The following is a 26370-nucleotide window of genomic DNA, read 5'->3' as shown; positions in this document are numbered from 1 at the left end:
AGATACCATCGTCGGAGTAGCGTTACATTATTGATCGTCGAGGGAGAGTGACGTGGCTGCCTTTAAACCGCGTGTGATGACTATCTACGGCACTCGGCCGGAAGCGATTAAAGTGGCGCCTGTTGTAGCCGCCTTCAAGCAAGACGAGCGGTTTGATCCGATAGTTGTATCAACTGGGCAGCATAGAGAGATTCTTGAACAGGTCAATGCTCGGTTTGGGATAGAGCCTGACCATGACATGGCGTTGATGAAACCGGGTCAGTCTCTCAATGAGCTAGTCACCCGGGCTATTGAAGGTCTTGACAAGATCATTGAGATAGAACACCCCGACATCATTCTCTCTCAAGGTGATACATCTACTGCCATGGCGGCGGCTCTTGCCGGGTTCCACCGTGGGGTGAGAATTGCCCATTTGGAGGCGGGCTTGCGAACTGGAGACATCCTGTCCCCTTTTCCAGAGGAGGCCAACCGAAAGATTATTGGTCAAATTTCGACCTTGCATCTTGCACCGACTGCGGATGCAAAAAAGAACTTAATACAGGAGGGGGTACAGTCTGAGAGTATCGCCATCACAGGCAATACGGTGATCGATTCGTTGCTGGCAGCCAGCGGCTGGCAGGTGGATTTCATAGACTCACGTCTGAGGCAGGTCGTTGCGAGTCGCCGAAAGATTATCCTCGTGACCACGCACCGGCGAGAAAATCTCAGCGCTATGAGGTCGATAGGTGGTGGAGTGCATGAGTTGGCACTCAAATTCCCGGAGGCAATCTTCGTGCTGCCACTACACCCCAATCCGGAGGTGAGGAGTGCAGTCCTGCCTGAAGTTTCTAATCTTGAAAATGTATGCGTCACAGACCCGCTGCCATACGATCAGTTCACTTCGTTGATGTCGAAATCTCATATCGTGTTGACTGATTCAGGTGGAGTCCAAGAAGAAGCTCCTTCGCTCGGAAAACCTGTACTGGTGATGCGTGAAAACACGGAAAGGCCCGAGGCTGTGGAAGCGGGCACCGTAAAATTGGTTGGCACTGACCAAGCCACAATTGTTAGAGCTACCAGCAGATTGATTGAGCATCCAGACCTTTACACGAAAATGGCCAACGCCGTGAATCCGTACGGTGATGGGCAGGCGGCTCAGCGGGTTGTCGCGGCAACCTCCGAACTTTTAGGGATTGGGAAGAGGCTTCCTGACTTCCTACCGCTCGAATCGAAACTGGACTTTTAGCGTCATCTGACAATTTTGGGAGTGATTACGAAATAGTCTTGATAGCTCGTTATAGTGAATCCAGTCCTCAATAATTAATCTGGACTAGGGAATGGGGCTATAGCTCAGTCGGTTAGAGCTGCGGACTCATAATCCGTTGGTCGCGGGTTCGAGCCCCGCTAGCCCCACGTACGACACTGAATTGCAACGACGGGAGAAAATACCGGTGAGGATACTCGTCGTCTCCCAGTACTGGTGGCCGGAGAACGGCGTACCTCAGCGTCGATGGTCTTGGCTGACGAGTGTCCTAAGGGATGCGGGTCACGAGGTGTTAGTAGTTTCCCCTCCTCCCCATTATCAACGACGTATGAGTGCTAAGGACTGGTTTTCATCAGGTGGGTATCGGCCAGCTGCGCGTCCGGAACCTGGTCCTAACGGTGAAACCATCGTTCGGACGGGCTTCGTTCCAGGGGGCTCTTCAATCACTGCAAAAGTGGTAAATCAGGTAGGTGTCGCCGCCGGAATACTTACTGTGCTGCTTGCTAAAAGGGGCCCGCTCCGCTCCTTTTCACCCGATGTGGTGATCGGAACGGTGCCATCTCTACCAACGGCCGCAGTAGCACAATTCGCTTCTCGTATTTTCCGTGTTCCATATGTTATTGATCTACGCGATGCCTGGCCTGAACTACTTAGGTACTCGGGTGAGTGGAATAAGGGCACTGGGCGCACTTCGATACGGGAACGGGTGCTTAACCGTGGACCTCTACAGTTGGTCCTCTTGCTCACAGAGCGCGTCATGCGTTTGAGCTTGAAAAACGCTGAAGCAGTGATAGTCACCTCCGACAAGCACAAACGCTATTTGCGTAGAGAATTGCTCGCACAGAAGGTCTATACGGTTCGCAACGTTTTTCCGAGTGAGACTCAACCCCACATGCGAACACGAGGTGAGAGGGATAACGGCGAGCAAAGTCTTCGAGTTCTCTACGCCGGGACTATTGGTCGAGCACAGCACCTTGCAAATGCTCTAGCAGCAGCGGACATCGCCCAGGCACAGGGGTTGGATGTGCACCTTCGTTTTATTGGGACTGGTGCGGAGAAAGCAGAACTGCAACGTATGGCTGAGAGGCGAGGCCTTAACTGCAGGTTCGAAGAGCGTAGAAAGGCGGAGTCATTAGCAGAGGCCTATGAGTGGGCTGACACGGCCCTCGTCCATCTCACTGACTGGAAGCCACTGGAGAGGGCAGTTCCGTCGAAGACTTACGAGCTGATGTCTGCAGGAATCCATATATCTGCAGCCATCAAAGGAGAGGCTGCAGAAATCATCCAGGATTTGCGCGCTGGCGACATCGTGCCACCTGAAGACCCCAGTCAGCTTGCAGCACTTTGGATCGATTTAGCCCGTAACCCACATAGACTCAACGTCGACTCTAGAGGGCGCAACTGGGTAGAGAAAGAGCGACACATCGTTGCTCCTTCTGAACTTAAGCAGTGCCTTGACAGCTTAGATTTGGAGTTTGGCGCGCGAAATGGCTGACTTTGCAGCACTAGCTTCTTTGCCTTCAGTGATGTTCTCTCTTGCATCAGAAGACCCAGTCGCGTTTCTAAACTTGGCTTCACGACGTGTCCTGGGGAAACCTGTGGTTAAACAGCGTGTGCCTAAAGCGAATTTTCAGCCCCCGATAGCGAGTGTTGAAGCGGTTGGAGCAGCTCGATTTAACGGGAATGTACTTTTCGTCTTAACCAATTCTTTTCCCTACTCAACTGCTGGCTATGCACAGCGCAGTCACAAGGTGATTCAGGCTATTCAGTCGGTAGGGGTCGACGCTTCAGCGATGACGCGTCTCGGCTATCCGCTCTCGATAGGACGAGTGCCGGTCCGACGGGCTGACAATATAGACGGGGTAGTCTACAAACGAGCTATTCCTCGGCACTACCCGCGTTCCCGAATGCGACAAGCAGAAATTATGGCCCAGTGCATAGTGGATGAAGCCAAGGAAAACGATATCTCTGTGTTACACACAACCACGCCGTGGTGGAATGCTGTGGCAGTATCTTGGGCTGCCAAGCAACTATCGGTGCCTTGGGTGTATGAGGTTCGAGGCATTCCGGAAGCCACCTGGGCGTCCACTCAGCCCGATGAACTAGGGGCGATTGGAAGTGAGTATTTCCGTCGAACTCGAGAGAAGGAAAACGAGGCTATAGCATCTGCGAACTTGGTGACCACTCTCAGCGAGACGTTGAAACAAGAGATCCTTCAGCGAGGGATCGGGGTAAAGAAGCTGCTTGTCGCTCCGAACTCAATTAGCAAGGAGGAGATTGGGGGCGGATTAGAATCGGGGGATGCAAAGCGCCGCCTTGGACTTCCCGATGTACCACTTGTTGGGTCTATTACTTCACTAGTGGAATACGAAGGACTTGGTACTTTGATTTCGGCACTTGAACACTTGCCAGATGAGATTCACGTCCTTCTTGTCGGAGACGGTACCGCAAGAATTGACCTCGAAAAACTCGCCAAGCGAAAGAAAGTGGAACACCGCGTAATTTTCACAGGGCGGCGACCAACTGATGAGATTGAACTTTGGTACTCGGCACTTGATGTGTTTGTTGTGCCACGAATCCGCTCAGTTGTAACAGCGCAAGTGACACCGATTAAAGCCCTGCAAGCAGCGGCTCAGGGTGTGCCGATTGTCTGCTCCGACCTTCCAGCACTAAGAGAAGTCACCGCAGGGGAAGCAGAGTATGTACCGGCGGGTGATCCAAGTGCACTGGCTGGGGGGATCAAAAAGACGCTCGCAATGAAGCGGAGGGTGCCATCTTGGATTTACTCTCGTACGTGGGACGCGGTCGCCACTAGTTACCTAGCGGCATACTCCTCTCTGTAAGGAATTGTTGTCAGGTCCGACGGTGCCTTTTTAAGATCGAATGGACTGAGGAGGGTGACGCTTTTGGACCTGTTACACCTCGACGTGCTTCAGGTTCAAACCAAACGTTTCAACTTGGGAGTACGCGAGAATGTCAGTGTCTGAGATATCCCAGGTGTGGCCAGATCCTCGTCGAACTGCGACATAGTTGAAACTATCTGCTGAGTAAACGCGCATCCCCTTTGCCTCTAGCTCTTTAAGAAATACCGAGTCCTCCCCCCTAGAGCGATTTGGGAAGGGGACGCGGACGAACGTATCTCGCCATCCGACTAACGTTGCGCCTGCAACAAAGCCGTACCAAGTATGTTCGCGGTGGGGCCATCGCTTTACTAGGGCATTGTTTGAGTTGAGGTGGAAATAAATTGAAGCTTTACCGACTAAGTCTGCATCCATCGCTTGCAGAATATTCACCTGGTCACGTAAATAATTGGGGAGATAGAAGTCGTCGTCATCGAATTTCGCCACGATTTTGCCCGAGCTCTTCTTAACAAGCTCATTCAGGCACAACCCCAGTGTGCTGTCGCTATCGAATTGCAGTAATTCGATGCGAGAGACTCCTTTGTCACGAGCTGTGTCTGCGGCCGCCGGATCAAGGGCTACGCCGTGGCCGGCTAAAAGCAGTTCGACGTTTGGGTAATTCTGTTGCGCAACCTGTTCGATGACATGCCCAATTTGGTTTGTCTTGTTTGTGGAGCAGATAACGGATACAAGGGGTTTGTCATCAGTCTGAGGGGGCATTAACTCCAAAGTATCCAGAATGGTTGCAGCGCGGTGCGCGTAAGTATGGCGCTCCCAAATCTGCCGCTGAGCCTTATGCACCATACGACTCCGCAACATTGGTGAGTTGACGATTGCCCGTATCGTGCGCTCCGCTTGGTCTTTGTCTGTAACAACGGGAACTTCGTCTGCATTGAAGAAGTTTCGTATTGCTGCAGACGGCGTGGAAATCACGGCAGTTCCGGACGCGACAATCTCAAAAATTCGGCGCGCACACATCGATGGGCTTGTGGTTACGGAATTGACGTTTAGGAACAGCGCGAATCGACGATATGCAGTAAGCATTTGAGAGTAAGGAAGTGACCCACTGACGTATTTCGACCATTTCAATGGAAATTGGTATTTCCGATCGCCGCCGGCGTGGCGCGAAAATATAGTGAATGGAACGTCATATCCTTTTGCTACGTTTGCAGCAGCTCCGAGGAGCAGGTCCATTTGGGCTCGCCGGTCCTGGAACTTGTGGCGGAAGTATGTTCCAGCGAAAGCAATTCCTTCGGGGTTTACGTCCTCTTTTGTTCCGCGGCGTGCAGGGTTATGAATCCTCGGTTGTGCAGCGAACGGCAGCACAAAAACACGGCTATGACCAATTTCGGACTGGTAGCGGGGGAGCGAGTTTTCGTCCGTAGTAAAGATGTAATCGAAAAGCTTGGCGGTATCCCGAAATTCCTCATAATGTACTGGGTCTTCTTTATTCCAGAACACTGACGGGATCTGTTTGTCTGTGGCAGCTGCGAGCAGTGTTTGCAGATCAGCTGAAGGTGCGGAAGTTCCTGCCAGCTGATAACGCCATTGGCCGCAGGACCCTTCCCAGGCAGATTCAGCAAGTATAAAATCGCATCTTGGTAATTCGTCTCGCCAATTAGCTGGTGTAAGTGCAACGAGGTTAAATTCGCTCGACCATGCCGACTCGGAAAATGGGTCAAGAATGGTTCCAACAGTGAAAGGGAAATGGGGGGCAACGCTTGCGGGACCCCCGAAGAGCGTGGGCTCGTAATCAGGGAAGCCATCTGCTTCGGCTCTGCGTTGTTGCAATTTTCGCCATTTAGAGATCGTCGACCGCGCCCACGCAGCGACGCCAGCAGGGGCGTATCGAAAAAACTGTCCTTTGACCCAGGTTTGGAAGCGCCTACGAACGTTGCGAGTTGACACGGAAAACTGCGGTCGCATTTGATCCTCTGATCTCCTTCGGTACGATTTTTACGATACTAGCCGCTGCTAGCCCAGCGACTACACCATATTTGGAAATGGAGACTAAAGCGGTGAGTGACAACAGCGAAAGCGACAGGTCTCTGTCTGCTGTAGTATCTGCTCAAAGTAATGCTTCAGCCAGAGACGTGACCCGAGTCGATATGTCCGGATTGCGAAAGCTCAATATTCGGCCGACTTTGGGGCTCTATGTCAAGCAGCTAATTGAGCGTCGGCATTTTATTGTCGCAGATGCGCGGTACCGAGCTTTTCGAACAGTTAAAAGCTACCGGTTATGGAGATTCTGGTTGATTGCGCAGCCTTTGCTGGAAGCTGCTATGTACGGAGTCCTTTTTGGTCTCGTGCTCAAGACTTCCAGGGGGATCGATAATTTCATCGGCTTTCTAGTTCTCGGTGTGACCTTTTTTGGTTTTGTCTCTTCGCTGGTTGGCGGTGGACAGTCACTGATCCAGACATCGAGAAACCTCATTACCGCGTTTTCATTTCCGAGAGCCTCTTTGGTTCTTTCACAATCGCTTAGGTACATGATTGATAACATCACTCCGATCTTGGTTGCGGTGGTGTTTGCGCTGTGTGCCCAGTGGGGAAAGCCGCTCAGTCCGACTATTCCGCTGTTCATACCCATCACCCTTCTTATGTGGATGTTCGGGACCGGATTCATGTTCATAGTCGCGCGAATCACGGCTTTCATTCCAGACGCTAAAGTCTTAATTAACTTAGCCATGAGGGCATGGTTTTTTTCCTCGGGAGTGTTTTTCTCTGTCGAGCGATATGCAAGTTCGCCATTAATGAGCGCGGTGATGACAAATAACCCTGCCTACATCTTCTTGACCGCTATTCGAGGCGTTGTTATCTACGGTGAGGTGCCGTCAGCGTCTACATGGTTAACCCTGTTGGCTTGGTCGTTGGGTGCGTTTGTTCTGGGTTTTGTTTTCTTCTGGGAGGCTGAGTCTCGTTATGTCCGAGTCAAGCAATGATCCGTTAGTCGAGCGGAGAAGCGACAGCTCCGTCGCTAATCCATCCGTAGTAGTCAAGAATGTTTCGAAGACTTACACTTTGCCTGGTGCGTCGAGCCGGAAGGCCCTCCGGCGTCGGGGATCCAAGACGGTGGACGCTCTGAAAAACATTTCTTTTGTCGCTCGGCAAGGTGAATCGATTGGCATCATCGGACGTAATGGTTCGGGTAAATCTACGCTGCTACGCCTGGTTGGCGGAGGTGAGGCGCCTTCCAATGGCAAGATCTTCGTTCGGCACCAACCGACCCTTCTAGGTGTCGCGCCTGCACTTCAGTCTTGGCTTACTGGTGAACAGAACATTTATCTCGGATGTTTGGCATTAGGGATGAAACCGGATGAAGCGAAAGCCGCGGTTCCAGAGATCGCAGAATGGGCAGAATTGGGAGAGGCTGCTCTGCGGCCAATGGGTACGTATTCGTCTGGTATGTCTGCGAAGCTCAGTTTCGCCATTTCGACCGCTGTCAAACCCGAAGTGCTCTTGGTGGACGAGACTCTTTCAACAGGTGATGCCGCATTTGCAAAGAAGGCGCAAGCTCGTATGAACGAGCTGCTTGAACGCGCTGGTAATCTTTTCTTAGTTTCTCATTCGACGTCGATGATCGAGGGAACGTGTGAACGCGGAATTTGGATCCACCAAGGTGAGTTAATCGAAGATGGCGACTGCGGTGAAGTGATTGCAGACTATCGGGCATTCACCAATCTGCTTTCGGACGGAAAAGTAGATGAAGCGAATCGGTTGATGCAAGAAGTGCGATCAAACAACCATGAACCTTGCATCGAACTTAGCTAGTGGACACGTTTGAGAAAATGTGCCGGAGTATATTGAGCCTGAAGGAAGTGGATAATTGAGAGGTTTGGTAGAGGTGCCGGGACAAGCAGAAGTAGCTTCGGTCTGCGTAGTAGGAATGGGCTACATTGGCCTTCCAACCGCAGCTTTCCTCGCCGACACAGGTATGTCAGTCGTTGGTGTGGACGTCAACCGCAAAGTTGTTCAGATGGTGAACGACGGCGTGCTGCCGTTTGTGGAGCCGGGGTTGAACGAATTGCTTGCTCGTGTTGTGGATTGTGGCAATCTGAGCGCCCAAACCGATGTTCCAGCAGCGGATGCGTTTGTCATCGCGGTTCCTACTCCGTTCGGTGAGGACCACGCTGTTGATCCCACTTACGTGTACAGTGCGACCCGTTCTATAGCTCCGGTACTCACCGGCGGGGAATTGATAATTCTGGAGTCGACTTCACCTCCAGGACTCACGCAACAGGTCGCAGAACTTGTCTCCTCGCTACGGAGTGACCTCACGCTCGAACCGGGGCGTGACAATTCTGTTTACTTTGCCCACTGCCCGGAGCGTGTCTTGCCTGGAAACGTCATGGCAGAAATGGCCGAAAACGATCGTATCGTTGGCGGAATCAACTCCGAAAGTGCCGATCGAGCAAGCTCACTGTACTCGAAATTCGTAACCGGCGAGCTTCTCGTTACGGACGCAACAACTGCAGAGCTAGCTAAGCTGACCGAAAATTCGTTCCGAGATGTGAATATCGCGTTCGCTAATGAGCTCTCCATGATCTGCGAGGACCTTGGGGTTGACGTCTGGGAGCTCATTGAGCTAGCAAACCGTCACCCACGAGTGAACATCTTGAATCCCGGTCCAGGGGTAGGTGGGCATTGCATCGCCGTGGATCCGTGGTTCATTGTTTCTTCCTCCCCTCAGAGCGCGAAGCTAATTCGAACAGCCCGAGAAAGAAACGATTCGAAGCCGCGGTTCGTTCTCGAACAGGTCGCCGAAGCACTCAGGGAGACGTCGAATCCGAAGATCGCTCTTTTAGGCTTAGCGTTTAAGGCGAACATAGATGACCTCCGGCAGTCGCCGGCTGTCCATATTGCAGCTGCACTTGCAAAAAAATATCCGGACGCGTCTATTTTCGCTGTAGAACCGAACGTTCGTGAGCTTCCTGGATCGCTCGTTCACAACAAAAACCTCATTCTTTCGAGCTTCGGAGAGGCAGTGGAGGGAGCGGATATCGTGTTGCTCCTAGTTGGACATCGGGAATTCCTTTCGCGTAAGGAGGAAATTGAACCGGGTGCGGTGATCATTGATACCTGTGGAGCATGGCGAACGGAGGTCGGGTTCCATGCGGTTGAAGATCAAGAGAATTGCTAGGCTGCTTTCAAAAGGGCGCTCACTGCTTGCCCTCATCATCGCCAGTGCGTTTTGCCTTGTGTTCGCACAATTTTCCGCGGGAATTGTCTCGTCGCTGTTCACCGCGACCGGGATCAGTTTGTGCGCTTTAGGTTTTTGCGCATTTGCGAGCGCATGGAAGCTTGAATTGGCTGAGCGTAAGAAGTTTCGTCGGGAATCTAATGCCGTAGCAAAGGAATTGCTCAGCACGCTCGGCCGTCTCGGTGGACAGGCGCAGGGGACGATCGGGCGAGCCCGATCTGACTCAATGTCTACTTTCGGGGCTGCGACCATTCCTGAAACTCGAATAATCTCAAAACCGGATTCGCACTACGCCGGACGCCAGGCGGCGTCGCAGCAGATGAGTGGGAATGACCGTTGGAAACTTTCGTACCTCCTTGAGGCCGACCCGCGGTCGCGAATCAGGCACATACTCTTCATCGGCGGGTCCCCGGACTCAATCTCACTTTGCGGTAATGCACAGTTTCTTCGGGTTGGATACGCTTCTGCGATCGGAGAGCCCCCGTTTGACGCAAGCTGCTGTCTTATTGATCTTCGAAAAGCGCGCCAAAACCCATGGAGCGACGTCGTAAATGCAAGCCGAACAACCGAATTCTTAATACTTAGAGAGTTCCTCCATCGCTGCAAAGAGATTCATATCCCCATTGTTGTTATTCCGGGATCTTTGCCAGATCATTTCTCAGCAGATCTTTTCTCGCTGGCAGATATCGTTCTCGATGAGACTCATCTGTCTGCTGAGCAGGCTGTGTTGCTAGCTTCGCTAGGAATACGCGACGTTGGCGTTGGAGGGAAGCTATGAGTCGAGTGGTTCTTTACGGTGATGTCAACCCCAATCTCATAGACGGATCCTCGATTTGGCTCAGCTCAATATCCGAGGTTCTGGCCAGTGTCGTGGATGAGGTTCACGTTTTTCTAAAAGCAAAGATTAACGACCACACACTGACTCAACATTTATTGCAGATTCCATCGGTTACCTTGCACGAACCTAAGGGGAGGGGGAACAATATCCTTACTCCTAGTCAAGCTGCGGAATGGGTGGATAGGTTTGTAGCGGAAAACCACGTGGATGCTGTTATAGTACGAGGGCTAGAGGCCTGCACTACTTTTGCAGCACGGACTGCCCTCGCGCCAAAGCTGTGGAGCTACATAACAGACCTACCGTTCCCGCCATCCGCTGCGGATCAAGAGCGGATCGCGAAAGTTGACGAGGTAGCACGTTGCAGTCGCAGAATGCTGGCTCAAACCGACGCAGCACGCGCGTATCTTGAAAGCATTGTGCCTTCGGCGGCCGGAAAAACTATCGTGACTCCACCGATGATTCCCGTGCCAGAGCTTGGATCCGTACTCACAGAGTTCCCAGAGCAGCTTGGTACGCATGATCGCCCAGTTCGGCTAGTTTACGCTGGAAAAATGGCAGCACAGTGGAAGACTCTCGAGATGCTCGAACTTCCTGCTGCGCTGGCTCGATTGGGGGTCCGCGCGACCCTTGATGTGGCAGGTGCGAAGGTAAACGCAAAAAAAGGCGATCCAGAATGGGCCGGTCGGATGCTGGAGGCGCTGAAGTCATACGACAGTGACCCTGGAAGTGGAGTGACCTGGCACGGATCTTTGTCGAGATCCGACTCGATTAAGTTGATTCAAGAATCCCACTTGGGTGTTGGGTGGAGAACCAGTGAGCTTGATTCAAGCCTCGAGGTTTCGACCAAAGCATTGGAATATGGGCTGAACCACACGGTTCCTATCGTCAATAGAACGCGTGACCATGTCGAGCTTCTAGGGGCTAAATACCCCTTCTTTGCTTCCGCGGATGATACACCGGCTGATCTTGCAGGAACCATCGCTCAAAACCTGTCTGCTCTGACGGAAAGCGCAAGGGTCGCATTGCATACGGCAAGCGCGTACACCTTTCACGAGGCAACTAAAAGATTCCGAGATCATTTCGACCGCGTAGCCGTAGGTGACCCTACTCCCGATCGCCGGGGGACTAAGAACTTGCTAATCGCTTCCCATGATTTGAAGTTCATGGGGGAATTGATGGAGCGATGGACCGTCGATGACCGCGTCAGGTTGCGCATTGATGGTTGGAAGTCCCTACATCAGCATGATGAGCGGTCCAGTTCTCGAGATGTTGCTTGGGCCGATACCGTACTTTGCGAATGGGCGGGGCCAAATTTAGTCTGGTATTCAAACAATAAGAAACCCGGGCAAAAACTAATTTCACGACTTCATCGCTTCGAACTCGGTGGTAAATGGTTGGAAGCCGTCGCGTGGGACCAAGTGGATCAGCTTATCTTCGTATCGGAGTTTATTCGCGAAGATGCCGTTCGTCAGCTGAAATTTCCCAGGGAAAAAACGAAAGTTATACCCAACGCAGTAGACACCGTTGATCTGGATCGACCTAAAGAATGTGACGCTCAATTTCATCTAGGGGTAATCGGCTTCGTTCCGATTCTTAAGAGGCCGGACTTGGCGGTCAGATTGCTCGAGCGGTTGATCGAAGAAGACGACCGTTACCAACTTCACTTCAAGGGCAGAATGCCATGGGAGTACCCGTACGAATGGAACAAGCCAGTTCAAAAACAGCGGTACCTGACGTTCTTTAATCGGATCGGGTCAAACCCCGCACTGAAAGACTCGGTGAGATTCGAGCCCTTCAGCCCTGACATGGGAAACTGGCTCCGGCGCGTGGGGTTCGTGCTTTCACCTAGCGATTTGGAAAGTTTCCATCTTGCGCCGGCCGAGGGGATGGCGTCAGGAGCTGTTCCGATTGTGAGAAAGCGAGAAGGATCCGCGCAAATCTTCGGAGCAAAGAATGTGTTCAGCTCAATTGACGAAGCAGCATTAAGGATTTTGTCGTTGCGAGATAGGAGTGAATTCCATAAGAGTTCTGCAGCGGCAAAGCGTTATGCAAAGAATTGGGATATCGAAAAAGTGATAGCCGCCTGGAGTGAAACGCTTTAGTCAAGGTTTCGCTTGAACTCTTGCGGAATTAGCGTGACCTTGGTGAGAGAACTTCAATGCCGCGCGTTAAAGTAATACTCATAACTGGTCGGATTGAGCGTCGACCAGTGCGTAGATTAGGAGAAAAAGTTGGCAACGAGTGTCCAACCCACCGCGGATGTTTCGGAGCAATGCGAAATTGGTGATGGGACAAAGATCTGGCACCTAGCGCAGGTCCGAGAAAACGCCCGCCTGGGGGAAAATTGCATCGTCGGGCGAGGTGCATACGTCGGTGAAGGTGTTGTCATTGGTGATAACTGCAAAATTCAGAACCTGGCTCAGGTGTATGAGCCGGCGGTACTGAACGACGGAGTCTTTATCGGGCCTGCAGTAGTGCTCACGAATGACCAGTATCCGCGCGCGATTAACGAAGACGGTTCATTGAAATCCACATCCGACTGGGAGCCCGTGGGAGTTACGGTGCAGAAGGGGGCCGCTATCGGCGCGCGCAGCGTTCTAGTTGCTCCTGTCACGATCGGTGAGTGGGCATTGGTTGCCGCTGGATCGACCGTAGTAAAGGATGTGCCGGCTTTCGCTATCGTTGCCGGCACGCCTGCGCGCCAAGTCGGTTGGGTTGGCCCTGCTGGACAGCCACTTCGACAAGTAGATGGTGAAACAGCGGTTTATCAGTGCCCAGTTACAGGCAAAAAATTCCGTGAAACCGACGATCAGTTAAAGGAGATCTAAAATGCCTAACCTTGAGTTTATTCCCGCTGCGAAGCCGATTATCGGTGACGATGAGCGAAGGGCGGTTGACGCCGTTCTCGCATCAGGCATGATCGCGCAGGGCCCTAAGGTTGAAGAGTTTGAAAACAAGTTTGGGGAGAAAGCCCTGGCGGATAGTTTCGCGGTCGCGGTCAATTCAGGCACCTCGGCGCTGCACCTTGGCCTCTTGGCTGCTGGTATTGGCCCGGGTGATGAAGTTATCGTCCCGTCGTTTACTTTTGCCGCCACCGGTAACTCTGTCGCAGCTGTTGGAGCAACCCCGGTCTTCGCAGACGTTGATGAGTACTTCTGCTTGGATGCCGAAGACGTGAAGTCTCGCATCACAGATCGAACCAAAGGTATTATGCCGGTCCATTTGTACGGCCATCCCGCGAATCTTACGGCCTTGCAGCAGGTCGCAGATGAAGCGGGAATTGAAGTCTTCGAGGACTGCGCACAGGCTCACTTAGCGACTTGGGGTGGGAAGCCAGTCGGTACCTTCGGCAAGTTCGGTGCATTTAGCTTCTATCCCACGAAGAATATGACAACTGCTGAAGGCGGAGCTGTCTCGACGAACGATCCTGATGTTCGGCGCAAAGTTCAGCTTCTGCGGAACCAAGGTATGGAGGTTCGCTATCAGAACGAACTCGTGGGTTTCAACAACCGGATGACGGATGTCCACGCGGCAATTGGGCTAGTTCAACTTGAGAAGCTGGCGGGTTGGACCGAAACTCGCCAGAAAAATGCAAGTTTCTTAAGCTCGAACATTTCTGAGGTCGTCACTCCAAAGGTGCATCCGGAGGCAACTCACGTCTACCACCAGTACACGGTTTTGGTTGAAGAAGACCGTGACGGATTCCAGAAGGCGTTGGCTGATGAACATGGTGTTGGATCGGGCGTGTATTACCCGGTGCCGAATCACCGCCTGCCTTCTCTCAATGGATTCGCAGAAGGTGTGGATCTCCCACAGACGGAAAAGTATGCGAAGCAGTGCCTCTCTCTACCCGTTCATCCGAGCTTGAGTGAGGCAGATCTGAACCGCATTGTTGAAGCAGTTAACCTCGTTGCTAAGGCTGGTGCGTAATGGCCGATTTGCGATACGGAGTAGTCGGCCTCGGCTCGATGGGGCGGCACCACGTTCGCAACATTCGTTCGCTCGATGGTGCCGAACTGATTGCAGTTGCCGATCCCTTTGGAGATAAATTTGGTGTCGCAGGGGATACCCCGCTGTTCACGGACGTTGCCCAGGTGATTGATGCTGGTGTCGACGCAGTAGTGGTTGCAGTCCCCACGTCGGAACACCATGCTGTTGCGAAGCAACTCATTGAAAATGGCATTCACGTATTAGTCGAAAAGCCGCTCGCCGCCACCATTGAAGAAGCTAGAGAGCTCACTGGACTTGTTGAGGAACATGGAGTGGTGGGGGCTGTCGGATACGTGGAACGTTGTAATCCGGCAATTCGCGCTATGCGTGAGAAGATTGAAGAAGGCCTTCTGGGGCAGATCCATCAGATTGCAACCGTGCGCCAGTCGCCCTTCCCAGCGCGTATTAAAGACGTTGGCGTAGTCAAGGATTTGGCTACACACGATCTCGATCTGACAGCTTGGGTAGCCAAGAGTGAGTATCAGTCGATCTCGGCGACTACCAACAATGCGTCTGGACGTGACTACGAGGATTTTGTGTCGATCAACGGTATCCTCGCCAATGGAGTCATCGTCAACCACCTTGTGAACTGGATGAGCCCTTACAAGGAGCGCAAGACCGTGGTTACAGGGGAGAACGGCGCACTAGTCGCAGAAACGGTGCTGGGTGACCTTACCTATTACAAGAACGGTATCGACGAAATCGAGTGGGATCAGATATCCAACTTCCGCGGTGTTTCTGAAGGCGAAGTCATTCGTTACGCGATCAGTAAGCCCGAGCCCCTATCTGTGGAACACCGCGCATTCCGCGATGCGGTCGTGAACGGTAAACCTGGGATCGTTACATTCGCTGAGGGGCTGCGGACCATGCGCGTTGTTGAAGCTGCCCTTGAGTCCGCAAATTCTAACCAGACTGTCCTTTTGGAGGCTTAGAAATGAAAAAAGTTGCAGTTGTCGCGCTTGGAAAGATCGGCCTTCCGCTGGCCGTTCAGTTCGCGCGATCCGGATTCGAAGTTGCTGGCGTCGATGTGAACGCGGAGACAGTCGATAAGGTGAACGCTGGCATCGCTCCTTTCCCCGGAGAAGCTCACCTTGAGGAGTATCTTGCGGAGGTTGTGAACAGTGGCCATCTTAGGGCTACCACAGACTATGGCGCAGCCATTCCTGATGCTGATGTCATCGTCCTGGTAGTACCCCTCTTTGTTGACGAGGAGACGTGGCAGCCTGACTTTGGGTGGATGGATTCAGCAACGCAGTCCTTGGCGGAGCACCTCACGCCGGGAACCCTTATTTCGTATGAGACCACTCTTCCAGTTGGTACAACCCGTAACCGGTGGAAGCCAATGATCGAAAAGATCAGTGGCCTTAAAGAGGGGCACGACTTCCACTTGGTATTTAGCCCAGAGCGAGTATTGACTGGGCGAGTCTTTGAGGATTTGCGCCGGTATCCGAAACTGATAGGTGGGCTCTCTGAGGAAGGTGCTGATCTTGCCCGACAGTTCTACGCGGGTGCATTACAGTTTGATGAGCGCGATGATCTACCGAGGGAAAACGGGGTATGGGACCTAGGGTCTGCTGAGGCGTCGGAGCTGGCGAAGCTCGCCGAGACAACATATCGGGATGTGAATATTGGATTGGCAAACCAGTTCGCTGTTTACGCTGATAAGGAAGGAATCGATGTAAATTCTGTTATCGACGCTTGTAATTCACAGCCCTTCAGCCACATCCATCGTCCTGGAATCGCAGTAGGTGGCCACTGCATCCCAGTTTATCCGCGACTGTACCTATCCACCGATCCCGATGCCTCGATAGTGCGCGAGTCCAGACTCTTCAACGCAGGAATGCCCGAGTACTGTGTTCAGACACTGGAGAAGGAATCTGGGGCTCTCAACGGCCAGACAGTCGTGGTGTTTGGTGCGTCATACCGAGGTGGGGTCAAGGAAACCGCGTTCTCCGGCGTTTTCGCCACAGTTGGAGCCCTTCAGAGCCGGGGTGCCATCGTCAAGGTTCATGATCCGATGTATTCCGATGATGAACTGCGTAACTTTGGGTGGGAGCCGTTCCACCTTGGAGAGCAGGCGGGCGCAGCCATTATTCAGGCCGACCACGCCGAGTACCGTGAACTGAGTCCGAGCGATATCCCTGGTGTGAAGGTCCTCTTTGACGGCAGGAACGTCACCCAGCCCCAGAAATGGGATGGAGTTGCACGGCTGACTATCGGATAGCGAAGACAATGAACCCGAACTTCGACCTCCCACTCCCTCGGTCGATAATTGCCCCTAGTTACTCAGACGATGATCTCGTCACGAGACTCTATCTAGAAAACGAGTACTTAAAATCCCACCGTAAGACCTTTACGGTGGGGCCAGGCCTTGAATTGCCCTCCGGAGAGCTCTTGGAGAGCGAAGAGCGATACTGCTTTACTCGACAATTTCTTCGTGAAACCTCGAAACAGGAGATGGGACAACGCCATCTTGTTATCGCAAACGAGTACCCGTCGAAGGAGAAGCGGTACGCCAATGGTTTTGTGCATCGCCGCGTAAAATTTTATCAAGAAGCGGGGTTGGAAGTCGACGTCGTTGCTTTTGGCAAACGTGTTCGACCAGACGTGTACGATTTTGACGGAGTGAAAGTACTTGCCGGATACGTCAACGAACTAGCCGGCCTCATTTCCACCCGTGAATACGCATCTGTGAGTGTCCATTTCCCAAACTCCGAGATGTGGAAAGTTCTCAAGGGAAACATCCGCGATTCGGCGAACCTAATTTTCTATATTCACGGATACGAGGCTAGGAATTGGTCCAGGTTGCCCTACGGGATCCGTGATGTCGCCATGCTGAATGCTCGAATTGAGCGCAGTCTCCGGACTGAGGATGTATGGAAAGAAATCGTCAACTCAAACGTAGACAGGTTTATTTTCGTATCGGACTGGTGGCGTGAAGCTGCCATGGATGACCTGGGCGTGTACTTCGGCTCAGAAAACAGCGAAGTTATTCACAACTTTGTCGACACGCGGATTTTCGACTACGAGAAGAAGGATCCCCAGCAACGATTCAAGTTGCTTTGGGTCCGTAGTGCTAACGCCCACAACTACGGTGCGGACATCGCCGCCGAGTTCCTACGCCAGCTGAAACTGACCCCTGTCTGGGCAGATCTTGAAGTTCTGATCGTGGGAGATGGTCAGTACTTCAACGAATTCGATGAATTTCGTGACGATGAAGTTGTTACCGTGCGACGGGATTTCATTAAACAAGAGGAGATTGCGGATCTTCACAAGAGATTTGGCATGTTTATCGTCCCCACGAGATTCGATACTCAGGGCGTTTCACGTGACGAGGCAATGTCGTCTGGTCTTGTGCCCATTACTTGCCCGGTGACTGCGGTTCCCGAGTTTGCTGATAGCAGCTGCTCTATTCTCTTTGCGGAGGACGAAGTGGAAACGGCGGTTGAGGAGTACTTGCGTGTTGCTAGAGATCCAGAATTATTCTCGGCCATGTCTCGTGCCGCTGCCCAACGAAGCGCAGATTTAAATGGTGCGGAGGCAACGGTAGCTCGCGAAATCGAATTAATGACGCGCTGAAGGGTTTGTAATGAACATTCTGATTACAACTGATCGGATTTCCCCGATTTTAGGTTTTCTGTTGGATGAGCTGAAAGCCCTTCAGTTGGTGCCTTCCGTGCACTTCCAACGTGAGGACCGTTTTCTTGGTCCAGAATTAACCTCCCCAGCCTGGGCCCCGGGAGTAAGTTCACTCATTCGGCAGCGTTTTTATAATTCAGGCGCCGAATCTCTACCGAATCTAGTTGTCGCGCTTGGGTTTGAGGCTGCGGTTACTGCGCTTGAGCGCTTCGAGGGCGTAAAGCTCTTAACTGTTTTGATGCACGGCGATCTGGATTTTAGTGGTCGCAACCGTAAACGTGTGGTCCAATTCAAGAGCATTTGTCAAGCTTCTGAAGCGCTTGTTTTGATGAACGAGTGGGATATGACAAAGGCTATTTCTCACGGATCCACAATTCCCCAGTTTCTTTGGAATCCGGCTAAGAACTCATTGGATCTCTCTCCGTTCACCTCCGCAAGCGGAGATGTAGCTGTCGTATATGACTCTCGGCAGCGCAAGCTCGAAGACTTACGGCTGGAGCCGTCGATCGTGGCGCTTCAAGAAGTTGTCGACATTCTTGGTGTGTCTCTTCGTTTTATGGAGTCCAATGCCTTCTATTGGTACAAGGACTTTATGGCCTCTAGAAGCTACTCGGGTACCGTGTCCCTTCGACTGAGAGGGGTCTCGCATCTCTATTTCTGGGACGATGATGCGGATAGCGTCGCAGCTTACTCGGGGATCGTTGATTCTCCGCATCCGATCGTCGTGCGCCCTACGGTTGGCGCAAGCTTGACATCCCGAACATTGCGGAGGGTAGTGGTTGGTAGCCCGTCCACGTGGGCCTACCGTTTGATTAGTCCTGAACGGGTAGTGACTCCAGTTGACATCGATCCCAAGATCGATGTTGGGCGTCCCTTCTGGGAGATTCTTGATAGCGTCCTTGAAGGCACGAAGGTCCCATGGTTTTGGGAAGACTACGGCGACGTCGGAAGCTTTTCACTTTTTCCAAGCGTCGCTGCAGTTGAGAACCGATCCGATGGAGCCCGCCCGCAACGCATTCGGAATATGTTCCTGGCGTTGTCAGAAGACTCGCTCACCATCCAACTCAATTTTGACCAACGAGTGTTAGCGCGTCGAGAAAAGCTAGTTCGCGAATATGTCTCACGTGGTATGAGGTGCGATTTCGTGTATGGGGAAAATTCGACGAATCCGGTTAGAGCGAAAGATGGCATTATCATGCTATATCGCCTTTTAGATCACTTGTCTGCTCGCCAAGCAACCCCATCCGCTTGGTTTGTTCGCGACTTGCATTGGTTGGATGAAGAGATTGTTTCGGGCGGAAGTACGCAGGAAGCAAGGGCTGCTGGAAAATTCGAGCTAGAACGGATAAGCCGTTCTTTTGGTACAATTCTCAGTCCTTCGCAAGAAAGTGCGCGGCTCTTCAACCAGCTCGTGGCCCGCGAAATCGACGTGCAATTTACTAATGATGAACTCCCGCCGGGAGTAAACCATGCAAACTGCGTAAGGATTGAAGGCGAGGAGCTTGGCGTCACACTACTCTATTCAGGCGGCATCGGCAGTGCGTACAAGATGCCCAGCTATTTAGACGCGGTGGCGCAATACCTACTTTCCGAAGATCAAGGACTGAGTGACAGATCTCTACTATTTGACTTTCTGGTACGCCCCGCTGAACAGCACATTCTTCTGGATGAGTTGCTGCAACGTGGAATTGCAGACCATCCCGACATCAGGATTCTTAACGGGGACTTCGACAGCTATGAACCTAGAACGCAGGAGACTGTTGGGGTGCTGTTGCTTGAATCAGCTTATGCTCGTCAAGCGTTTCCTTATAAGTCTGTTTCCTACATAGAGAAAGGGCTGCGATTCCTCGCATTCAGCGGATCGCCTGTTGAAAGGTTTTTCGGGCCAAGCGGTGTGGTTATACCGTGTGAAGCTGATGTAACGAGCTTGGCTGAAACTCTGATACAGCTCAAGTTATTCGGCCACGGTGGTGCCGATTGGAATTCGATTTGGCACGAGCATTCCTGGGCTAACCGTCTTTCAACAGCTAGGAAGCTCGCCCAAGTGGCCGACCGCGAGGATCCCTAAAGGCTTAAAGCCTTAGCCAATGAACCGTGGGAAGAACGTAATTCAAGTTGATCTAGAGGGTAGAAGAGTGTCGCTGTTTATCGTTAAAATTCCCAAGTATAATGCAGAAACTAGTAAGGATAGGGAATCAACTCTCGAAGCTCTAAATCGTAACAGCGACCTGTTTCTAGGACCGCGATATGCGAAGACCCCCGTAGTCCACACCGATCTCAACCCCAGCGGTGCTTGGATCGCAGAATGGCATGCCGCCAATGGGAAAGACTACGACACTTTTGCAAAGACTGGCGGCAGGTGGTGTGTTTCTTCCGCGAATCAAACTGCATCTCGCTTGGCGCGAAACCTTAGATCTCGTGCAGGGGCTGCGTATTTTAGTGAACCAGTTTGGGGTTCATTTGCGACAGTTTACGGAGATTCGAGTGCTAAACGAGTTCTGGCATGGAACACAGTCCCTGCTATGGACCCCATCTATTTCTGCGATTCCCAGGAACACTTTCTAATCAGCAATCGGCCTATCATTTGCAAACTCGCTGAACTGAAACGACGAGTCCGCATTGAGGACCTTAACCATGCGTATCTGGCGGAGTACCTAGAATTCGGCTATTCGATTTCCGGAATCTCGCCGTTCCAGAGCGTGACAACACTCCCATCGCGTTCTGCTCTATCAATTAGCGGCAGGAGCTTTACGTTTGTTGCTGCGCCTATCCAATCGACACCGGAGATTGATCAACAGTCGGATCCTCGCCGGTACGCAGCGCCTGAATTAGCTACTGCTCTAGAAAATGCTGCCAGCCGGTGTTACGCGCGATCATCTTATGGAGATCTGCAAATTAGGCTCAGTGGGGGATTGGACTCGAGGTTTCTGTTAGGCCTCTTTTCGAAAACAGATTTCGACGAAATTAAGTGTGTAACTCATGGGGTTGCTAGCGACAAAGAAGTTGCAATAGCTTCCCAACTCGCATCAATGGCGGGAGTGTCTCACGTGATCAAGGCGCCGGAACCGCTGGTCCGTTTCGACTACCTCTCGTCGCTCGTTAAGTCCATTAAAGACAGTGGCGGGCTGATTCCCTCGGAGTCTCTTGTGGCGCCTTTCTCTCCCACTAACCCGTCCTCAAACGGGGGCGCAATCACCCTCGGTCAATGGCCTCTGTTTAAAGGGTATCTGGACAGCGTCCCAACTGCTGATGAAAACGAAGTGCTTTATCGGATTTTCACCCGCGGGAGTGGTTTAGTGAACGATGAACTCTCAGAGTACTGCTCGGATGTCCTTGAGAGGTGGCTGAGCTCTATGGTTGCGGTCTCCAACGCGGAGGTCCTATATAACTTTGCGCGAGATATGCGGTCGAGTCGCTACCTTGAGGCGCAAACTAGCCAAACGGACCGAGATTGCCAGGTGAGTTACCCAATGGCAGATTCTGAAGTTACTGCTTTAAGTGATGCGATCCCGATCGAAAACCGCGCGCCGAACTATGTGAGTTTCTTCGCGCTTCAGCAGATTTGGCCGGAGGCGCTAACGGTGCCACTTAACACGACCAAAACTCTACGTTTTGAGGCGAATGGTCCGCTAGCAGGCGTATCTGGACTGTCTTTCAAGAACAGGAGGGGCGAACCTTCTCCATTTACAGGTTTCGTCCACGAGCCTGTCTATAAAGGGACTGATTTTGCCAAGGTTATGGGGGCAATTGAGTTTTATGCAGCTGAGTATGTAGCGCAGAGCTCTGTTTGGCAAAAACTCAGACCGATGCTGGACTCTTCTACTGTTCAACTTGTTGAGACTGTGGTGGCAGCTGGGCCAAGCCGATCGGCGAGCCTGTTTACCAGTTACGTCGAGAAGAAGAGCAAAAGAGTGGCGTTGTCGCGTTTGGCCCTCGCAGCAATGTGGGCTGAAGGTGCGTGGCTGTAGAGCTAGGATCCAAGGATCCACTCGCCACCACCGTAGGGCAAGATCTTCCACCGTTTCGTCTGCAGACTATACTTGCATGAGCAAAAGCTTGCAGGAAGCAAGTAGTCTGCAGTAAGAGTGGCTGGAGAGTGCGGAGAGAGTATGGCCGAACGACGGAAAATGGCAATGCTGGTTGGGAATGCGGTTGAAGGTGATTCACGTGTCGAAAAAGCAGCCGTTTCTGCCAAGAACTTAGGTCACGATGTCTATTTGGTCGGAATCAAGAATAAAACCGTTCCCCAGTTTGGTTCATACCAATCGATACCGATCTTCAGGCCAGTTCCAGATTTCTCTGAATATACCGCGTGGCGCAGGACACTGAATACCGAGGCTGAGCCTGCGGAAGATTTCATTGATCGAAAGCAACAGGAATTCAATAATGTCCTTCGTGGCTGGGAGGTGAAATTCTCCAAATTATCGGCGGAGTTGGAATCCGCCAAGGCGTTGCCCCACCTCTTGGCACCTGAGAGGTTTAGGGCCCCGTCGCAGCCGACGCATGACTGGGAACAGTGCATTCACCGTGCGACCCAGCCAATTCGAAAACAGTATCAGCGCATGCTTCGTGCAACAGTAAACGCGAAAAATGCAAGCAGTTGGCGTAAGAGTGCAATTCCAGGTGAGTGGAAGAACCTGTGGCCCCAGATTCCTGGATTCGAGGAGGCCTTTCTCTCCGCGTTACGTCTGATTGAGCCTGACATAATTCATGTCCATGACAGACATCCAATGTCGGCCGCAGTTCGGTACTCGGACGAAATGCGCGAAAAAGGAATTGAGGTGCCCTGGATCTATGATGCGCATGAGTTTCTTCCCGGTCAGCGGTTTAGTGGCCCCGCTCAACATAGATATGGGTGGCTGAACCTAGAATCGGAAATGATTCACCAGGCCGACGCAGTAATCACGGTTTCGAATGATCTCGCAGAGTCTTTGGCAAATCGCCACCACTTGAGTGCAAAACCGTTCGTTGTAGAAAACGCGCCTCTTGCTGCCCACGTTTTGAATCACGATCCCGATCGACAATCGTTGAGGGAGGAACTCCGAATTCCAGACGGCGCTCCGTTGGCCGTGTACGTGGGCAAACTGGCCGAACGACGTGGTATCTACGACGCGGTGGAAGCGGTGTCCAAGATTCCAAGTCTTCATTTGGCATTTGTCGGATCAAAGGATCTCAAGCCGCGAAATCAGATTCTCAATCTGGCTGCTCAATTTAAGGTCTCTGACCGGGTCCGCATCGTTGACTACGTTCCGTCCAGCTATGTGACCAGCTATATTTCTTCGGCGGATATTGGGTTGAGCCCCTTGTACAGTACGCCTGCTCATGAGCAGGCACTGGCGACAAAGATTCGCGAATATATTGTTGCGGGATTGCCGATTGTGGGAAGTGATCTTAAAGCGCAGGGGACTTTCATCCGCAAACACTCAATTGGAGAAACCCATGACGCAAATGATCCGCGGTCGATGGCTGAGGCCATCAAAAGGGCGCTCGCAGACCTTCCGCAATTGCAATTGAACGTGACGAAGATCCGCGACGAGCACACGTGGGAGAGGCAAGAAGTTGTTCTCGCGAAGGCGTGGAGCCGAGTAGCGCATGAGCCACCAAAGAGTCAGCAGCAAGCGGAAAGCAGTGAGGATTTTGGGCTTGTGAAGGCCGGTGCGGTATTTTCCCGTGCGAGATCGAAGAAGCTGGCGCCCTTGTTCTTAGCGATGCATGCCAGTTCCCAGCGAGTCGCGCTAGCTAAAAAGTCGCAGATCTATCTGCAGGATGAGGACGGGGAATGGTGGACCCTCGGACCCGCAATTGGTACTGCTGAGGAGACTTTCAAAACTTGGCGCAAACTAGTGTCTATGGCTGACGTTCTTGTGGCAACTGATTTTGAACCGTTGTTCGTCGAAGCAATGGGAGTAGGGCAGAATCTCAGTAGACAGCTCGAGAAGGCTGGTATCGGTTTTTATAACTGGACCACGGCGAGCGATATTTTGAAAGCAGACTCCATCGCTCGTGAACAGGCCCCGGCGCATAGCAACAGCAGTGCACGTGCCGAGAAGATGAAAACCCGAGCCATCGAGATTAGCGAGACACGGTGTTCTACATTGATATCCGATCAACCGAGCATCCTCGTCGCTTCGTCGAGTTCTATTTGGTTGCCAGGGGAGGTGAATGCTACTCCGCTCATAAAACAGTCAAACGACGAGGGGCGCGTGGTTGTTATGATCGGTCCTGCTGAGCGATCTGCGTCTGAAATTGAGGTTCTTGAGCAACTGAAGTTGGACTATCCAATGATTGATTTCGTTGAGTATTCGGATGCAAAAACGCCAGCAGAAGTTTCCGTCTTTATCGACTCCTTAAGTGGAGGAGTTTGGGATAGTCTCACGGAAAGTGCATTTGCAGCTCGGATACCAGTGCTTGCCGAGTATTCGTCGCAGGTAGTTGAAAAGTTGGACGTTGCTCCACCTTATGTGCCTACCCCCTACGACCTAGTGGCCATAAATCTCCGACTTGTTCTGTCCGGTCGAATTGAGACTCCTGCCCCGGACGATTACCTCAATTTTAGGCAGAGTCTGACGTCTCGCGCATTTTCGCAATAGAGAAGGGTATTGAGATGGGGAGGCCGCCAAATGGCGGTCTCCCTGCGTTCAAATACCTCAATGTAGAAGTTTACTCAAGCCAGCTCTTTGTACGCCATAGCAAGACTAGGGCAACCCGCTGAAGACGCAGGTTGAAGATTTTTCGCCCTGCTCGAACTGGGAAAAGCTCCGTGACCACGTTCGAGGGAGAGCCAGCAACTCTCTCTATCGACTGCGAAAACTCGTCGGAGAGCAGGGCCTTGACATCCTCCCACTCGGTGTGCCGAACAATCCAAGCTGCGGTGTCGCCGATCGGATTCGTGAAGTAGCGCGAAAAGTCCGGTCCGTTTTCGCTCTGCTTCCAGACCGGGCCGTTATAGGGCCGGGGAGCGCCGTATCGAGCCTCATAATCGGGCCCTGAGACGCCACTCAGAGGTTGATTAGCCTCGAAACGGAACCCCTTCCCATATGCGTGCGGGACCTTTAGGGACTCTTCCCAAATCTCTCGAAGAGCAAGAAAAGCGGAAATGTTTTGCATGCGGTTAATCGTGGGCAAAGACTTAGCGGCGGCAACCACTTCGCTATCGCAGAATGGGTACATCACCTGCGATTCTCTGTCGATTTGGATACTGTGTGGTTGCAAATAGCGAGATGAGCGGAGGTCGTAGCCGTGCATGTACAAAAGCTCAAGATTAGATAGCGCAGCAACGGAGCTTAACCATTGACCAAAAACGTCTTGGGTGTACACATTTAACTCGGGGTTCAGTAGCTGCGCGTCTATTCGGGAAAAAGTTGCACGGACGCGATCCAAAGAGTTATTCGCAGCTTTATCTAGAACGCCTTTGAATAATGGCCATTGTCCTGCTACCAGATTTTCACCAGGCGATAATGGCGCGGCGCTCTTGTACGGAGCGACGAGACTTTCAGACGGAATCATTCCCTGCGATTCTCTGATGCTCCCCGCCAAAGAATTGATCCAACTACTGGGATCAATAGGGCTTGGGACGACAACCAAGTGACTGACTTTGGCCCGCTCTGCGAGTTCGGCCGCAACCATCACTTCTTGAGAGTCTTTACTGCCCTGGGTAACCGCAGTTAGTTCGATTCCTTCGATATCCTTGAAAAGACCAAGCATTAGGCGACTATCAAGTCCGCCACTCAATCGTAGCTGAACCGAATCAGTCGAACGATTAGCAACGGACCGTTGAACGGATGCTTTAAAGGCGTTGACTAACTCAGGTACACCTTCGGACCATCTGTCCTTGCTCTCCTCAATCGTCAATTCCGGTTCTTCGGGCGCAGCTCCTATAGAGAGGGACCCTCCGGCAATTTGCAGACTCGAGCGTGGTGGCAAAGTAGTGACCCCGTGAAAGGGAGTAACCCCTGAAACCGAGTAGCCGAAATTGAGGTACTCTAATGCATACTTGTCATCCAGTTGGATCCGGTGCAGGGAACCGTCATTGAGTGTCAGCGCTGCGAGAAGAGGTCGATTCGATACAACAATGAATTGATCGGATTGCCCATAGTGGAGGGTTTCGAGGGACGGTACAGTAGCCCAACCGTAGATACGATCTGTTCCCTTATCACCGACCAAAGTAGCGTATGAACCCCACACGGAAGATTCGTAACGCAATCTGCCAGTCTTGCTGGTCACACAAGTAAGGATCTCGTCGACGACGTTGGGGCTCGTCGCGACTGCCCACCGCCCTTTTCGTACGCGGTGGAACGGCTGATTTTGCTGCGCCGAAGGCTCAAATCTAATTAAGAGACCCCCGGTTGTCGTGATGTCGTGGTCGTATATCGCAGTCCGCGAATAGCGAGGACCTAAGAACGGGGCAAAGGACCGACAAACCGTCTCTGCGAGCGAAGTGAGACTGTTCTGGTCGTTCGCTGCAGATGATTTGGGGAATAGCGCGAAAAAGATCATGCCTGCAGTCTATCTTTTGCCACCCGTGCTGAGTGCGCGTAGTTGGTAGGGGTATTCCGAAACG

General features: G+C 52.2%; 18 protein-coding genes and 1 tRNA gene. 17 read left to right on the top strand and 2 right to left on the bottom strand.

All coding sequences use genetic code 11. The features are described from left to right. The first annotated feature begins 76 nt into the window (after positions 1 to 76). The 4 genes from wecB to CCOY_RS08885 all read left to right on the top strand — a co-directional run bounded on the left by wecB (position 77) and on the right by CCOY_RS08885 (position 4086). A complete protein-coding gene (wecB, locus tag CCOY_RS08900; RefSeq protein ID WP_092100395.1) occupies positions 77 to 1225 on the top strand; it encodes a non-hydrolyzing UDP-N-acetylglucosamine 2-epimerase in 1149 nt (382 codons plus the stop codon). 93 nt (positions 1226 to 1318) lie between these two features. Then, positions 1319 to 1392, top strand: a tRNA-Ile gene (locus CCOY_RS08895). A gap of 38 nt (positions 1393 to 1430) precedes the next feature. Further along, positions 1431 to 2738 (top strand): glycosyltransferase family 4 protein, encoded by a 1308-nt coding sequence (locus tag CCOY_RS08890; RefSeq protein WP_070453487.1) that lies wholly within the window; start codon positions 1431 to 1433, stop codon positions 2736 to 2738. Next, the gene (locus CCOY_RS08885) at positions 2731 to 4086 is read left to right on the top strand and encodes a glycosyltransferase (protein WP_092100394.1); all 1356 of its coding nucleotides are present in this window, start codon (positions 2731 to 2733) and stop codon (positions 4084 to 4086) included. The genes CCOY_RS08890 and CCOY_RS08885 overlap by 8 nt, the downstream gene beginning before the upstream one ends. A 72-nt stretch (positions 4087 to 4158) precedes the next feature. Here the strand turns inward: CCOY_RS08885 and CCOY_RS08880 are convergent, their stop codons facing one another. Next, positions 4159 to 6069, bottom strand: a complete 1911-nt coding sequence (locus tag CCOY_RS08880; RefSeq protein WP_092100393.1) for a glycosyltransferase family protein — start codon at positions 6067 to 6069, stop codon at positions 4159 to 4161. 77 nt (positions 6070 to 6146) lie between these two features. On the opposite strand from CCOY_RS08880, the gene CCOY_RS08875 reads away from it, so the two are divergent. The 13 genes from CCOY_RS08875 (at position 6147) to CCOY_RS08815 (ending at position 24400) form a co-directional block, all read left to right on the top strand. Further along, complete coding sequence (locus CCOY_RS08875) at positions 6147 to 7085, top strand: ABC transporter permease (RefSeq protein ID WP_083284907.1); 939 nt, start codon at positions 6147 to 6149, stop codon at positions 7083 to 7085. Positions 7086 to 7215: 130 nt separating this feature from the next. Beyond that, positions 7216 to 7914, top strand: coding sequence for an ABC transporter ATP-binding protein (locus tag CCOY_RS08870; protein ID WP_167594457.1), 699 nt, complete (start codon positions 7216 to 7218; stop codon positions 7912 to 7914). 55 nt (positions 7915 to 7969) lie between these two features. Then, positions 7970 to 9283 carry a UDP-N-acetyl-D-mannosamine dehydrogenase gene (gene wecC / locus CCOY_RS08865; RefSeq protein WP_244268627.1) on the top strand — a complete coding sequence of 438 codons (1314 nt, stop codon included), beginning with the start codon at positions 7970 to 7972 and terminating at the stop codon, positions 9281 to 9283. Next, positions 9255 to 10121 carry a hypothetical protein gene (locus CCOY_RS08860; RefSeq protein WP_092100391.1) on the top strand — a complete coding sequence of 289 codons (867 nt, stop codon included), beginning with the start codon at positions 9255 to 9257 and terminating at the stop codon, positions 10119 to 10121. The genes wecC and CCOY_RS08860 overlap by 29 nt, the downstream gene beginning before the upstream one ends. After that, complete coding sequence (locus CCOY_RS08855; RefSeq protein ID WP_092100389.1) at positions 10118 to 12283, top strand: glycosyltransferase; 2166 nt, start codon at positions 10118 to 10120, stop codon at positions 12281 to 12283. The genes CCOY_RS08860 and CCOY_RS08855 overlap by 4 nt, the downstream gene beginning before the upstream one ends. A gap of 129 nt (positions 12284 to 12412) precedes the next feature. Next, positions 12413 to 13009, top strand: a complete 597-nt coding sequence (locus CCOY_RS08850; protein ID WP_092100387.1) for an acyltransferase — start codon at positions 12413 to 12415, stop codon at positions 13007 to 13009. Position 13010: 1 nt separating this feature from the next. Then, positions 13011 to 14111: a DegT/DnrJ/EryC1/StrS family aminotransferase gene (locus tag CCOY_RS08845; protein ID WP_092100385.1), complete on the top strand. Its 1101-nt coding sequence runs from the start codon at positions 13011 to 13013 to the stop codon at positions 14109 to 14111. Continuing rightward, positions 14111 to 15103 carry a Gfo/Idh/MocA family protein gene (locus CCOY_RS08840; RefSeq protein ID WP_070453462.1) on the top strand — a complete coding sequence of 331 codons (993 nt, stop codon included), beginning with the start codon at positions 14111 to 14113 and terminating at the stop codon, positions 15101 to 15103. The genes CCOY_RS08845 and CCOY_RS08840 overlap by 1 nt, the downstream gene beginning before the upstream one ends. Before the next feature lie 2 nt (positions 15104 to 15105). Then, the gene (locus tag CCOY_RS08835; RefSeq protein WP_070453459.1) at positions 15106 to 16395 is read left to right on the top strand and encodes a nucleotide sugar dehydrogenase; all 1290 of its coding nucleotides are present in this window, start codon (positions 15106 to 15108) and stop codon (positions 16393 to 16395) included. An 8-nt stretch (positions 16396 to 16403) separates the two neighbouring features. Beyond that, entirely contained in the window at positions 16404 to 17750 is a 1347-nt protein-coding gene (locus tag CCOY_RS08830; protein WP_217124973.1) for a glycosyltransferase family 4 protein, read from the top strand. Positions 17751 to 17760: 10 nt separating this feature from the next. Continuing rightward, positions 17761 to 19878: a hypothetical protein gene (locus CCOY_RS08825; protein WP_092100381.1), complete on the top strand. Its 2118-nt coding sequence runs from the start codon at positions 17761 to 17763 to the stop codon at positions 19876 to 19878. A 454-nt stretch (positions 19879 to 20332) separates the two neighbouring features. Further along, positions 20333 to 21778, top strand: a complete 1446-nt coding sequence (locus tag CCOY_RS08820; protein ID WP_143028417.1) for an asparagine synthetase B family protein — start codon at positions 20333 to 20335, stop codon at positions 21776 to 21778. A 141-nt stretch (positions 21779 to 21919) separates the two neighbouring features. Beyond that, entirely contained in the window at positions 21920 to 24400 is a 2481-nt protein-coding gene (locus tag CCOY_RS08815) for a glycosyltransferase family 4 protein (protein WP_092100377.1), read from the top strand. Between the two features lie 70 nt (positions 24401 to 24470). Here the strand turns inward: CCOY_RS08815 and CCOY_RS08810 are convergent, their stop codons facing one another. Next, the gene (locus CCOY_RS08810; RefSeq protein ID WP_167594455.1) at positions 24471 to 26033 is read right to left on the bottom strand and encodes an asparagine synthase-related protein; all 1563 of its coding nucleotides are present in this window, start codon (positions 26031 to 26033) and stop codon (positions 24471 to 24473) included. Positions 26034 to 26370: the final 337 nt, after the last annotated feature.

It is taken from the genome of Corynebacterium coyleae, from assembly GCF_030408635.1.
In the GTDB taxonomy this organism is placed as follows: domain Bacteria; phylum Actinomycetota; class Actinomycetes; order Mycobacteriales; family Mycobacteriaceae; genus Corynebacterium; species Corynebacterium coyleae.
The sequence above is the reverse complement of the archived record's forward strand: the minus strand, read 5'-3'. Positions and strand labels throughout refer to the sequence as shown.

Bases quoted from the DNA above. Each gene is read 5' to 3' on its own strand.
- CCOY_RS08880 (WP_092100393.1), bottom strand. From the start codon at position 6,069: ATGCGACCGCAGTTTTCCGTGTCAACTCGCAACGTTCGTAGGCGCTTC.
- CCOY_RS08820 (WP_143028417.1), top strand. From the start codon at position 20,333: ATGGACCCCATCTATTTCTGCGATTCCCAGGAACACTTTCTAATCAGC.
- CCOY_RS08835 (WP_070453459.1), top strand. From the start codon at position 15,106: ATGAAAAAAGTTGCAGTTGTCGCGCTTGGAAAGATCGGCCTTCCGCTG.
- CCOY_RS08860 (WP_092100391.1), top strand. From the start codon at position 9,255: ATGCGGTTGAAGATCAAGAGAATTGCTAGGCTGCTTTCAAAAGGGCGC.
- CCOY_RS08855 (WP_092100389.1), top strand. From the start codon at position 10,118: ATGAGTCGAGTGGTTCTTTACGGTGATGTCAACCCCAATCTCATAGAC.
- CCOY_RS08840 (WP_070453462.1), top strand. From the start codon at position 14,111: ATGGCCGATTTGCGATACGGAGTAGTCGGCCTCGGCTCGATGGGGCGG.
- CCOY_RS08830 (WP_217124973.1), top strand. From the start codon at position 16,404: ATGAACCCGAACTTCGACCTCCCACTCCCTCGGTCGATAATTGCCCCT.
- CCOY_RS08845 (WP_092100385.1), top strand. From the start codon at position 13,011: ATGCCTAACCTTGAGTTTATTCCCGCTGCGAAGCCGATTATCGGTGAC.
- wecB (WP_092100395.1), top strand. From the start codon at position 77: ATGACTATCTACGGCACTCGGCCGGAAGCGATTAAAGTGGCGCCTGTT.
- CCOY_RS08815 (WP_092100377.1), top strand. From the start codon at position 21,920: ATGGCCGAACGACGGAAAATGGCAATGCTGGTTGGGAATGCGGTTGAA.
- CCOY_RS08875 (WP_083284907.1), top strand. From the start codon at position 6,147: ATGGAGACTAAAGCGGTGAGTGACAACAGCGAAAGCGACAGGTCTCTG.
- CCOY_RS08885 (WP_092100394.1), top strand. From the start codon at position 2,731: ATGGCTGACTTTGCAGCACTAGCTTCTTTGCCTTCAGTGATGTTCTCT.
- CCOY_RS08825 (WP_092100381.1), top strand. From the start codon at position 17,761: ATGAACATTCTGATTACAACTGATCGGATTTCCCCGATTTTAGGTTTT.